Source organism: Stenotrophomonas sp. YJH_SMC_17, assembly GCF_059371655.1.
Genome location: NZ_JCAFUU010000001.1, coordinates 74167 through 86993 on the forward strand (window position 1 = coordinate 74167; position 12827 = coordinate 86993).

Consider the following 12827-nt stretch of genomic DNA (forward strand, 5'->3'; position numbering starts at 1 on the left):
TATGCGATGGAAGACGTCGGCGGCCGCTGCTGGCCGCCTGCCAAGGAACGGCACCTGGGCACGCGCCTTCTGGCTCGCGCCCCCGGCACTGGCGGTGCTGCTGTCCGGTTGCACGACCGCGAGCCGGGCGACGGCTGACAGCATCAGGCAGCTGGTGCATCGCCAACCGTCCTATACGACGCAACAGGTGCTGCGCACGCCGTATCCGCAGGCGGATGTGCAGGCCCCGGACATCCGTGGCCTGGTCGTGCTGGGCTACGTGGACGACGGCCAGCAGGTCTGGATGGCGGGCAAGCACGCCGTGCTGCGCCTGTCGGCGACCGGCGTGCTTCTGTCCCTCAGCAAACAGGACGCGCAGTACGCCACCACCGTCGAGGACGAAGCACTGTTCGCCGACCTTCGCAGCGCCGCCGACGGCGCCCGCGTCGTCCGGCACTACGACCGCACACCCGGCTATGCGATGGGCGTCGAGGTTGTCGGCACGATCCGCGCGAAGGGCGAAGACACGGTCACCCTCCTCGACAAGCGCCGCACGCTGCTGCGCTTCGACGAACAGCTCAGCGGGGTCGACATGCGCGCGACCAACAGCTATTGGGTCGACCCTGCCGACGGCTTCATCTGGAAGAGCCGGCAGTTTCTCGCCCCAGGCTATCCGGTCGACCTGGTCCATCTAAAGCCCTATCGGCCGGCAGGACGCTGATCCATGTACAGATTCACCCTGCAGATTGCCGCATTGCTGGCGGCCATCGCGATCCCCTCGGCGAAAAGTTTCGGCGCAGACGCTGCGCTGTTCAGCGGCGCCGTGCAGCAGCCTGGAATGCACCGTGGCGACGACGGCGGACGCCTCGCAGCCGCGCTTCTTGCTGCTCGACCCGCGCCCGATGCGTTCCTGCCGGCAACACTGTTTGCCCGGCAGAACGCTCGGCTGGCGCAGGTTCGATTGAAGGCAGGCGTGCTGCATGATCTGCAGACACTGAGCGAGGGCGGCGACGACGCGCTCCGCCAGCTCTCTGAACGCCTGGCGCGCTGGATCGAGGACATGCCGGTCACCGGACGTGTCCCGCTGTTGGCCGACCCCCGCCTCATGCAGTTGCAACCCCGATGGAACCCGCCGATCCAGGCAGGTGATTCGGTGCGCCTGTTCCAGCGGCCCGCCACCATCCAGGTGGTCGGAGCGGTTGCCGAGCACTGCACCCTCCCCCATCAGCCACTGCGCAACGCATTGGAGTACGTGAAGGACTGCGCCGCCACGGCCTTTGCTGATGCCGACACCGTACTGGTCATCCAGGTCGACGGCACCGTACAGACGCTGGGCGCCGCTGCCTGGAACCGCGCTGACCCGCAACCGGTTTCGCCGGGCGGGGTGGTGCTGGTGCCGTTCGCAACGAAGTACATCCGATCGGTGGACGCCGAATTCAACGCAGACCTTGCTGCTCTCATTGCGACCCAGGCCGCCACACCGTGATCCATAGTCTCCGCAACACTACGGGCCGCAAGGTGCGTGCCACGCTGGCCCTGTCCCTGCTATCGATGTCCGTCTGTGCCGCCCTGCATGCGCAGGAAGCACCACCACCGACCTCCAGCGAATGGGGTGGCATCGGCCTGCTGCAGACACCGACCGCGCGCATGGCCGACGACGGCGACATCGCGATCACCGCTTCGCACAACTCGCCGTACAGCCGCTACAACGTGACGATGCAGCCGCTGCCCTGGCTGGAGGGTTCGTTCCGGTACATCAATGTCGCCAACCTCCGCTACGGCATTCCTTCTGTCAGCGGTGACCAGAATTACAAGGACAAGTCGATCGACTTCAAGGTTCGCCTGCTCGAGGAATCCCATTGGATTCCCGAGGTAGCCTTTGGTGTTCGTGACCTTGGCGGAACCGGCCTGTTCTCGAGCGAATATCTGGTGGCCAGCAAGCGCTACGGAAGCTTCGATGCATCACTGGGTGTAGCAACCGGTTACATCGGCAATCGCGGCGACTTTTCCAACCCGCTGGGCGCCATTGACGACCGCTTCAAGGAGCGACCAATGCCGACCAGCGCCATTGTCAATGCAGGCAAATTTGGCGCCAGCGCGATGTTCCGTGGTCCGGTCGGGATCTTCGGCGGCGTCTCCTACCAGACACCGCTTGAACAGCTCATCGTGAAAGTCGAATACGACGGCAACGACTACCGCCGGGAGCCGCGCGGCGCCAACCTCAACCAGTCCACCCCCATCAACGTCGGCCTCGTTTATCGCCCCAGCAAGGTGGTTGAGCTGACGGCCGCCTGGGAGCGCGGCGACGCCGCCATGTTCTCACTGACGTTGCGTGGCAACCCTGGCGGCTCACGTAGCGCGCCGAAACCGTTGGACCCCCTGCCCCTCGCCCTTGAAGGTGACCACCACCAGGCGGGAGAACTGAGCGCGGCCCCAACCGGAGCAGCGCCGACACCGCACGACTGGGAGGCTATCACGGCGGATCTGAGATCCAATGCAGGATTCAACCTGCAGCGGGCCTCCGTGCAAGGGAAGGAACTCATCCTGACCGGATCGCAATCGCGCTATTTCAACCCGGCCAAAGGCCTGGGCCGCTCGTCGCGTGTCCTCTCCCATCATCTGGGCGATCAGTACGACTGGTACACGCTGCGCACCGAACGCCTGGGCATGCCCATCGCCGACATGTCCGTCAAGCGCGATGCATTTGAGGGCTATGTGAACGGCAGCGTCGACGAAGCAACCCTCAAGCGGAGCACCGAGCTCAGCGCGCCAGGGACCATCGAGGGGCACGAGCTGTTCAAACCGAAGCGTTCGCCCTTTGGCAGCGGCTTCAGCTTCGGGTACCGACAGAACCTTGGCGGCCCGGATGGCTTCATCCTGTACCAGGTGTCGGCCAATTACAGCGCCAGCTACTTCTTTGGCAAGAACGTCTGGTTGACTGGCAGTGCAAGCCAGAACCTGCTCAACAACTACGACAAGTTCAAGTACGACGCACCGAGCAACCTGCCGCGCGTCCGAACCGACGTGCGCAAGTACACGCGCACCTCGGACTTCACGATTCCCAATCTGCAGTTGAACCTGTCGCGACGGCTGTCCCGCGACGTCTACGCCATCGCCTATGCAGGCTACCTGGAGTGGATGTACGCCGGCGCCGGCAGCGAAGTGCTGTACCGCCCGATGGATCAGCCTTGGGCGATCAGCGCCAACATCAACTGGGTCAAGCAGCGTGACTTCAACCAGCGCTTTGGCTTGCGCGACTACTCGACCACCACCGGACACGCGACGCTTTACTATGCTTTCGGAGATCAGCAGCGGGTTATTGCTTCGCTGAGCGCTGGCCGGTACCTGGCAGGCGACTACGGTGCCACCGCCAACGTGGCGCGGGTCTTCCGCAACGGCGTCACCATGGGTGCCTACGCGACCAAGACCAACGTCAGCTCCGCCGAGTTCGGCGAAGGCAGCTTCGACAAGGGCATCTACTTCAGCATTCCGTTTGACACCCTGCTACCTCGATCGACCCCGGCCAGGGCTACGCTCACCTGGAACCCGCTGATCCGCGACGGTGGTGCCATGCTGGCAAGGAAGTACCCGCTCTACAACCTCACGGGCGAGCGCGACGAGCGCTTCTTCTACGAGAACATCCAGGGTATTGCTGACTGATGCTGCAAGCAGACGCGGCCACTCGACCCCTCGAGTGGCCGGCGGGTCAGTAGCTTTTGATCAGGCGGGCCGGCACGCCACCGATGACCGAGTACGGCGGGAAGCGGGAATTGACCACGCTGCCAGCCGCCACCACGCTGGAGTGCCCCACTTCGCTTCCGGCAAGCAGGGTGACCTTTGCACCGATCCAGCAGTTGGCGCCGACCACCACCGGCGCCCGGGCAGTACCCTGCTCACGGATCAGGCGCTGCTTATCGGAGAACTCATGATTCTCCGGATGCACACTGAAGTACTGCCCGACGATCGTGTCCTCGCCAATGGACACGCCTCCAGAGCCACCAATCCGGCAGAACTCGCCAATACCCACGCGATGGCCGATGGATATGCCCTCCCCCAGGTGGGTCAGGCTGCCGGAGCAGATCAGCCGACCAAAGTCACCGATCTTCACGCTATCACCGAAGGTGATGCCGGAAGCGCCAAGGCCATCAAGCACGACGAAATCACCCAGCCGCACACCCTTCCCCAGGCGGATGCGCGAGGCACAGCGCACCACGACGCCGCGCCCGCGGAACAACGGCGACAGCCACGACTCACGCACACCCCACGTGAGCGCGCCCCGGAACAGACAGACGCCGTACTCCATCGAGAGTCGTAGCTTGTAGGAAAGGGGAACGCGCTCATCCAGTTGTACGCGCAGCGAAAGGAGCGAGCCAAGGCGGCTGAGGAGTGTCATGGGAGGGTTCCGGGGCCTTTCAGCCATCATGCAAACAGGAATCTGGGATCGCGGTACTTGATCGCGAGCTTCAACAACATGAGACGCGCATGGCATCGCGCGAGCAGCCGTGCGAACGGCCTCTTCTCGAAGACGATCGGCCAGGAGCGCACCAGTGTCTGCACGCGGCCAAGCATGCGATCGGCACTGATGTCGGACCACAGTGCGGTGTCGTGCCCCAGAACGATCGGCATCACGACCACACTTCGACCACTGTCTGCGTAGTCCAGCATGAAGCGCGTATCAATACCGTACAGGCTCAACCGCTCATCGAAGCGAGGCTCTTGAAGATAGGCGGATCGAATGACCATGCCACTGGTAATGGCCAGCATTCTGCGGGAACGTTGCTGACCGTGTCGCGGTGAAGCCAGATGCTTTCCCTTGAAGTACCAGAGTTCCCCCGGGCTTACGCACCGGCCACTGGACAGCACCACCGGCAGGAACAGGTCCTGCGCAGGATGGGCGTCAAACTGCGACCGCAGCACGGAGAAATAGTCTGCCGGAAGCTGCGAATCCTGATCGAGAATCAGAAAATGGCCCGTCGCAATGCCTGCAGCGACGTTGTTGTAGACCTTCGACAGGGCCAGGTTCTGCGGACACGCCGTGTACTTCACCGAAAAGCCGGGGAAGCTCAAGCCATTGAGCGAGGCAGCGCCGAACGACTGCGGGCTGTTGTCCCAGACGACGATCTCACCGGCAAAATCCTCGTTCGACCTGCTGGCCGACTGAAGGGTATCCAGCGTAAGCGACTGATCGGGTGCAGTACCGTAGAGCACCACCACAATCCGAAGCACGTGACGCTGCGCTGATGGCTGACTCATTCCCGCTCCGCTTCCGCTACTGCCGTCGCGCGCGCCTTGGATCCTGCTGCAAAGCGCGAGAGCAGCTGCTCATACTGACCAAGAATCTGCTCCCAGGTAAATGCCTCCTGGTGGCGCGATGCCGACGCCGCGGACATCGCCTGCAGCCGGGGCGCGTCACCTTCAAGCTCGTCAAGCAGCGATGCAAACGAAGCCGCACCATTGAAGTAGCACGCGCCTGGCCCGGCCACCCAGCGATTGAAGGGATTGTCGTGGGCAATGACAGGATTGGAGGCACCGAGCGCCTCGACCAGCGAGGGATTGGTGCCGCCTACCTGATGCCCATGAACGTAGGCACTGCTGAAGTAACGCAGCGCCTGGACGACCTTCTTGTCGTAGATCGGCCCCAGGAACACCACATCTTCTCCGGCCGCCTCGAGCACCTTCCGGTGATAGTCGTTGTCGCGGTCATACTTGCCGAGAACCGCAAGCTTTCTGCGCCGCGGCTGCCGTGAGAAACCCTGGACGATCTCCAGCAGCGAGTTCTCCGGCTCCGCACGCGCAATCACCGTGTAGTAGCCGTTCGGAGTGAGCCCAAGCCCCTCAACAATTGATGCATCCGCCGAATGGATCGCTTCACCGCCGTAGGCGATGGTGGTGATCTTGTTGCGCCTGACGCGGGTGGAAAGGTGATCCTTGATGCGCGGATGATCTGCGACTAGGTGATCTCCAATCCAGCAACCGAAACGTTCGTTGAGCCAGAACCAGGTCTTTGCGATTCGCCCCCACTTTGCGCGGGCCCACTCGATGCCATCCATATTGATGACGTTGACAACTCTGCACAGACGAAGCATCGCAGAGAAAACCGCCGTATTGTAGCCAAGCGTCAAGCACAGGCCGCCGCGCCTGGCCGCATCAACATTCGCCTTCCAGTCAAAGATGATGGTACCTGCAGGCCCAGCGGTGGAGACAGGAATATGGACTCGCTGCACGCCGTTCCATTCGTCACGCCAGACACCCCCGGTGCCGTCGACCTGGCAGTACACCACCACATCCCAGCCGCTCGACACCAGATACAGGGCGAGATGCTCGGCGAACGTCTCAAACCCACCATGGGCCGCCGGAACGCCGCGAATACCCAGAATCCTCAACACGCGCTTGCTCACACACCACCTCGTTCCAGTTGACCTGCATCCTGCATCGCCGAACTCGGCATCGCTGCTGCTTGAACCATCTGTCCATCCGGCCTGCGGTGATCGGTGGCATCAGAAGCAGCGAATGCCCTTCCATAGGCACCCACAAACAGCGACAGGAGCAGGAACAACTGCAACGTATCCATCACTCCGGTGGCCATGGTGAACAAGGCGTAGCCCAGCACGAGCCCGGTGAACATTCGACGAGAACCTACCGTCGGCAGAAGTCGTCCCACGCCTCGAAGCACGGCAAGCAACAAGCCGATGTAGCCGATGAAGCCCAGCAATCCCTGGTTGATCAGCAGGGTGAACACAACGCTTTCGGCATCGTACAGATCGGCCGCCGCGCCGCCGGCCACCAGTTCGCGAGTCGCGTCCAGACCCAAGCCCCAGAGGGGGGACTGCCAGAAGTAGGAGAGCGAGACGGCGAACTGCCCTGCCCGCATGGCGAGGTCAGAACCGTTCTGCTCGGCACCTACAGAGGCATCGAAGATATTGACCACGGAAAGGACTTTCTCGAGGAACACATTCGACGTTGCCAATGCGATCACGAACGCCATGCCGCCCAGCAGCGAGTACTTCAGCGACCTGACGATGCCTACCGATACACCGAACACCAGCAGGGCAAAGAAATAGAGCATCAGTGGGCTGCGTGAGTTGGTGAAAAGCATCGAAATGATGATGCACCCTGAGACAGCAGCCATTGCCATCATGTCGCGCATCCGCACCTGGCCACACAGGCGGGCGACGTAGTACGTCAGCAGCATGATCGCGACCAGCGCGCCATAGGTGATCGGATGCGATGTGGTTCCCTGCGCGCGCATGCCCCGCAGCGTGTCGGCATACGTTCTTGCCATCACGCGGCCGGTCTGGGTCGTCGAATTGATGAAGTCGATATAGGGGTTCCAGTTCACCAGGTAGGCCGCGATGGCATACACCGCCAGCAGACTGAAGAACACCACGTAGACCCTGAGCAGGCGCTTGGCTTCTGCCAGCCCCAATCCGCCGGCAAAGTGACTGAAGGCCAGGACCGGAACACCCACTTCCAGGCACAGCGCAATCCAGGTAAGCAGCCCGGCAGAGGCGCTGCCTATGTTCATCAACACCGAAACGGCCGCCACGCCCAGGAACAGCATCAAACCGTTGAAGAATGGCCCCTTCCTGACCGAGCCCTTGCGTGCAAGCGCCAGCGTCATCAGATACATGACCAGCACCATCGCCATCAGGAAGCGATAGAGACTGAGCACCGGAATGCCGGGCACATCGACCATCAGCAGCGCCTTGGGCGTGAGCATCATCCAGGCCGGCATCAGGAGCACGGCCTTTCGGAAGTAGAGGATGATCAGCAGCGCGCCGATGCATGCCAACAGAAAGATCATGCGAATGCCGCCATGCCAGGTGCGCAATGACGGACGGCTGTCCGAACGGTAGCTGCGGCGGTTCGGTCGCAATGCCCTGGTTGGGAGTCAATCATGTCGTAGGTCCAGATGAAGCAAACACCAATTGTGAAATCTGCTCTGCGTAGTTCTGCACCGAGAAGCGCGAGGAGAACACGTCGAAGGCACGCCTGCCCAGTGCCAGGTGGCCAGGTGAAAGGGCACGGGGAAGGCCCTCGATCGTTTGTGCAAGCGCGACCTGACTGGCAGGTTCAAACAGGAATCCATCCTGTCCATGCTCCACAATTTCAGTCAGGCCGCCATGCGCGGCGGCAATCACCGGCTTTCCATACGAGAACCCCTCGATTGCTACCCGCCCGAACGGCTCGGGACTGGTGGAGGGAACGACCACGTAATGGCACCAGCGATAGTGCTCCGAGGGGTCCTCGCAGAAGCCGAAGAACTCGCAGGACACGCCTTCCGGCAGTGAACGGGCGATGTGATGGAGCTCTTCCACCAGGTGCACCTGCGCATCGATCGCCGATCCAACGATTCTCAGCTGGATGCGCCTATGGCTACGCAGCAAGGCCTGGAGAAGGAACTTCTGCCCCTTCCAGGTATTGATGCGGCCGATCATCAGCAACCGTATCCCGTCATCTCCGCCAAGCTCCGGCGTGCATTCGGCAGGACCGGACACGCCGTTGTAGACGACAGTGCCGGGCAGGCCAATGGCGAGACGGGTTGCCTGCGAGTTGTAAACGACCTCCACGCCTGACAGCCTGATCAGCACGCGAAAGAAGGCAAGCTCCTTGCGCCCGGGGATCTCCCGGACATGCAGAATGCGGCGTACGCGGCGCGTGGACAGCGCGCAAGCCAGCAGGGCCGACGCACAGACCAAGGTATTCACATAGACCACATCGGCGCCACGGAAACGATGCAGAAGGCGCCGGGTGGCAGCCAGCAGCCCCGCAGCGAACGAGAGGGGCCTGCGCAGCAGGCTTCTTCTCAGGTAGCCCTCGGATTCGAAGTGCACCGAGCCGCCGGCCTCCGAAATGCGAGCCGCCAACGGCCCATGCTCGGGAAGAATGACTTCAACCTCCGCAGGCGTCGGCGCGTGTTGGACAATCGCCTCCACGGCGGCCAGGAAGCTCCGGTCAGAGCCGTACAGCTCGGCACTCTGGTGTACGCAGACTATCTTCATGAGTGTGGTCCAGGAACGTCCATGTAGTGAGATCGCATCGGCAGGGACATGCTGCCCGCTAGGCCGCGTTCGTGGCGCGCCTGAAGACACTCAACGCGGAGAACACCCGTCGCCGCCACTCCCGGGAGAATGCGAGCACCAGAACTACGTACCATGCTGCCGACGCCATGATGGCGAGCGTGAGCGAGACCGCGCCCTGCGCGGAATCACCGAAACGCATGTACAGTTCCAGCGTGCCTCCCATGATCAGCGCCGCAATGAGCGGTGCAATCATCGGCTGGATCACCTCCGACGGGCGGGCCCCCAGCACCCGCGCGCAGACCAGCATGACGGGAATGAAGTTGAGCACATTGGCCAGCAGATACAGTGCGGCCATCACCACGACGCCGTGCCTGATGCCCAACGCAAAGGCGCCTACCTGCAGCATTGCGCCGATCACTCCAAGGTGAAGCAGGGTCCTGGTGCGACGCGCGGCCATCAGAACCACGCCAGTGACGCTCATGACCGACTGCAGCAGGGCGGTGGGAGCGAACCAGGCAAGCAACTGCACCGCCAGATCCCAGCCGTCGCCAAAAGCCAGCCTGATGAACGGCTCGCGCAGCACGTACAACCCGACCATCATGGGTGCGACCACAAGAGTGATTCCGCCTACCGCAACCTGATAGACCTCAACCCTGCCCTTGCGATCCGACTGCAGCCGCGAAAGGACCGGAAGAAGCGATCGCGAGACCACCAGCGTGATGCTCTGCAACGGGAAAAGCATGAGCCTGTAGGCCAGCGAATAGTTTCCCAGCACGGTCGAAGAATAGAAGCGCCCGACAAGGATGCTATCCAGGTTGCGCGACAGGTAGTTGACCAGATTGAAGCCGAGCACGCCCGAGCCGAACTCGGCCAACCCGCGGTACCCAAGCCCTCGCGTGGCACTCGGCCGCCACTCCGAGGCAAGCCAAAGCTGGACACTGGTTGCGATCGAAACGAACGCGAGCTGGACAACAAGGCTCCAGGCACCTGCGCCCGCCAGAGCGGACATCAATCCGAGCGCCCCACCCACCAGGTTGCTGCTTCCTTCGATGCGGGCAATCGAACGGAACTGCCCTTCCCGCTCGAGCAAGGCCTGATGGACGATTCCACAGCCTGCGATGGGAAAACTCAGTGACAGCACCGCCAGCAATGGCGCCAGCCCCGGGGTGGAGAAGTAGCTGGCGAGGGGAACGGCTGCGAGCAGCACCAGCAGGCACACCAGACTCCCGGCAACGAGCGAGACGCGGAAGGCCGCGTCAATGTCGCCATTGCCAAGATCCTGCTTCTGGATGATCGCCGCGCCCAGACCCATGTCACGGAACATCAGCGAAAAATTGACCACCACCGTTGCCATCGCCACAACGCCGTACTCGCTCGGCTCAAGCAGCCGCGCGAGCATGAAGACGACAACGAACTGTGCGCAGAGCTTGGAGATCTGCGCCAGTGATGTCCACTTCAGATTGTGACCAAGCTTCATGGATAGATCGTTCGGGGCGTGTTCGGTAACGCCCTCCTGCCAGTTGCAGATCGCGGGCTCAGGGCGCTTCCAGGCACCTGCCGTTGCGGCAGTTACTCGGTCGACTTGTACTCGTAGTAACCGTAGCTGTAGTAACCGGTTGCGCGCTTCTGCACCGCATTGAAGATCGCACCACGGATGACCGCGCCGTTCTGCTCGAACCGCTTCCGGGCCAGCGCGATTTCCTTCTGCTGGTTCAGACCGAATCGCGCCACCAGAAGCGACGTACCCGCCTGGGCGGCAAGGATGGCGGCGTCGGTGACTGCCAGGATCGGCGGCGTATCCACGATGACCAGGTCATAGCGGGAAGAGACTTCCTCCAGCAGTCGCGTCATGTTCGGATGCATCAGCAGCTCGGACGGATTGGGCGGCACCTCGCCACGGGCGATGAAGTCCAGCCCGTTGACCGGTGCGAAGGAGCGGATGACATCGTTGACCTTGGCCGCGCCAGCAATCGCCTCGGACAGGCCCGGCGTCTGGCTGACACCGAAGGCCCGATGCATGGTGCCCTTGCGCATGTCGGCATCGATGATCAGCACGCGCTGACCGGACTGGGCAACGACCGTGGCCAGGTTCGTCGAAACGAACGTCTTGCCGGCGTTCGGGCTTGCGCCTGAGATCAGTACAATGTTGTTCTTGGCCTCAAGCCGCGCGAAGTGGAGACTCGTTCGCAGGCTGCGCAATGCTTCGATGGCCAGATCCGCAGGATCCTTGACCGCCAACAGGTGGAGATTGCCATCCTGGCGGAACTTGCCACGGACGGAGTCCTTTGCCTGATTCTCGCTCGCGGGGATGGAGGCGTACACCGGAATGCCCAGTTCCTCGATCAGGCCGGGATCCTCGATGCCACGGTTGATCATCTGGCGGAACAGGATCGCCAGCACGGCCAGCAGGAAGCCCGCGCATGCGCCGACCAATGCGATCACCTGCTTCTTCGGCTTCACCGGCGTGCTGTCGTCAACGCGGGCAGCATCCACCACGCGCACATTGCCGACCGTTCCCGCTCGTGCAACGTCCAGCTGCTGGGCCTGGCTCAGCATGACGGTATACATCTCGTTTGCAACCGCAAGGTCACGGGTCAGGCGCAGCAGCTCCTGCTGAGCCTTGGGCAGCTGCTTTACCTCTCCCTGGAAGCCGTTCTTCCTGGCCTCCAGTTCACCAATCTGCTTCATCAACGCCTGATAGGCCGGATGGTCACGGGTGAACTTGCGATCCATCTCAGCCTGCTGCAGGCGCAGCTGCTGGATGCTGGTCTCAACGGCCACACCCTGATCAAGTAGACCCTTCGTCTGCAGCGACAGGTCCACCGAGTTCTCGCGCATCTGGAACTCGCTCAATGCCTTCTGCGAGGCCTCCACCTGCATGCGGATGCCCGGCAGCTGCTCCTTCACGAAGCTCAGCTGGGCCGATGCCTCGGCGGAGTTCCGCTCCACGTTCTGGCGGACGTAGGCCAGTGCGACTTGGTGCAGGAAATTCTCGGCTGCAACAGGGTCGCGATTCTCGTAGAACAGCCCCAGGATGCCCGAATCCTTGCCGATCTCGGCAACACCGATCCGCTCCTGCAACTCGTTGATGACGGCCAGCTGACGACGCTTGATCACCGTGAAGCGCATGCCCGGATTGGCGCGCAGCGCGGCGACCTCCAGGATCACACCTCGTGCTTTGCCAAGCTGCCCGACATGACCGTCCAGGATCGTCTCACCGTCGGGGCCGCGCAGCTCGAACGCGCCTTTTTCGCCGGCAACCAGGGTCAGGGTTTCTTCAACCAGCCCACGTGGCACGTCCAGACGGTGAATCTGCAGCGTCTCCCCACCCCAGCCGTAGCGGCTCAATCCGAGAATCGGCGACGCCAGGACGGCAGGATCGCGCGCCTCCGCACGACGGGCGAGGAATCCTCCCACCACCGGGAAGCGCTTCGGGGCAATCTCGATATCCAGCTTCAACGCATCGACGGCACTGCCTACGACCGCTCGCGACTTGATCAGGGCGATTTCCGTCGTGGCCTCGCCGGATCCGGACCCCAGACCCAGCGACTTGCTTAGATCGGTCAGACCGGGAATCGAGGGCATCTTCGATTCCACCTGGACCACCGCGTCGGCCCGATAGATCGGCGCAGCCAGCAGCGCGTAGGCCGCAGCCACTGCAAAGAACACCAAGGTGCTTGCCAGAATCCACCAGCGATGATCGAGGAGCGTGCCCAGAAGCTGCCGCAGATCGAGTTCGTCGCTTCCGTCTTCCTGAGTGATGCGGGAGTTGGTTTTCATTGTTCTTGTTCAGTTATGCGATTTGCCGGACGGCGATACATCCAG

The 12827-nt window shown here is 62.4% G+C and carries 10 protein-coding genes; 3 read left to right on the forward strand and 7 right to left on the reverse strand.

Annotated elements, in window-relative coordinates:
• The first annotated feature begins 1 nt into the window (after nt 1).
• Genes AC5P8Z_RS00310 through AC5P8Z_RS00320 form a run of 3 tightly spaced genes read left to right on the forward strand, consistent with a single transcriptional unit; the run spans nt 2 to nt 3639 of the window.
• A complete protein-coding gene (locus tag AC5P8Z_RS00310) occupies nt 2–700 on the forward strand; it encodes a YjbF family lipoprotein (RefSeq protein WP_495227704.1) in 699 nt (232 codons plus the stop codon).
• A gap of 3 nt (nt 701–703) precedes the next feature.
• Nucleotides 704–1465 carry a capsule biosynthesis GfcC family protein gene (locus AC5P8Z_RS00315; protein ID WP_495227705.1) on the forward strand — a complete coding sequence of 254 codons (762 nt, stop codon included), beginning with the start codon at nt 704–706 and terminating at the stop codon, nt 1463–1465.
• A gap of 32 nt (nt 1466–1497) precedes the next feature.
• Nucleotides 1498–3639, forward strand: coding sequence for a YjbH domain-containing protein (locus AC5P8Z_RS00320; protein WP_495227706.1), 2142 nt, complete (start codon nt 1498–1500; stop codon nt 3637–3639).
• A 46-nt stretch (nt 3640–3685) separates the two neighbouring features.
• Here the strand turns inward: AC5P8Z_RS00320 and AC5P8Z_RS00325 are convergent, their stop codons facing one another.
• From AC5P8Z_RS00325 to AC5P8Z_RS00355, 7 genes are all read right to left on the reverse strand, one after another.
• Nucleotides 3686–4372, reverse strand: coding sequence for an acyltransferase (locus AC5P8Z_RS00325; RefSeq protein WP_495227707.1), 687 nt, complete (start codon nt 4370–4372; stop codon nt 3686–3688).
• Between the two features lie 26 nt (nt 4373–4398).
• Complete coding sequence (locus AC5P8Z_RS00330; protein ID WP_495227708.1) at nt 4399–5232, reverse strand: glycosyltransferase family protein; 834 nt, start codon at nt 5230–5232, stop codon at nt 4399–4401.
• Entirely contained in the window at nt 5229–6377 is a 1149-nt protein-coding gene (locus tag AC5P8Z_RS00335; RefSeq protein ID WP_495227709.1) for a DUF1972 domain-containing protein, read from the reverse strand. Before AC5P8Z_RS00335 ends, AC5P8Z_RS00330 begins: the two co-directional genes overlap by 4 nt.
• Nucleotides 6374–7783, reverse strand: coding sequence for an O-antigen ligase family protein (locus tag AC5P8Z_RS00340; RefSeq protein ID WP_495227710.1), 1410 nt, complete (start codon nt 7781–7783; stop codon nt 6374–6376). Before AC5P8Z_RS00340 ends, AC5P8Z_RS00335 begins: the two co-directional genes overlap by 4 nt.
• A gap of 91 nt (nt 7784–7874) precedes the next feature.
• Complete coding sequence (locus AC5P8Z_RS00345) at nt 7875–8981, reverse strand: glycosyltransferase family 4 protein (protein WP_495227711.1); 1107 nt, start codon at nt 8979–8981, stop codon at nt 7875–7877.
• 58 nt (nt 8982–9039) lie between these two features.
• Complete coding sequence (locus AC5P8Z_RS00350; RefSeq protein ID WP_495227713.1) at nt 9040–10479, reverse strand: lipopolysaccharide biosynthesis protein; 1440 nt, start codon at nt 10477–10479, stop codon at nt 9040–9042.
• A gap of 92 nt (nt 10480–10571) precedes the next feature.
• The gene (locus AC5P8Z_RS00355) at nt 10572–12782 is read right to left on the reverse strand and encodes a polysaccharide biosynthesis tyrosine autokinase (RefSeq protein ID WP_495227715.1); all 2211 of its coding nucleotides are present in this window, start codon (nt 12780–12782) and stop codon (nt 10572–10574) included.
• Nucleotides 12783–12827: the final 45 nt, after the last annotated feature.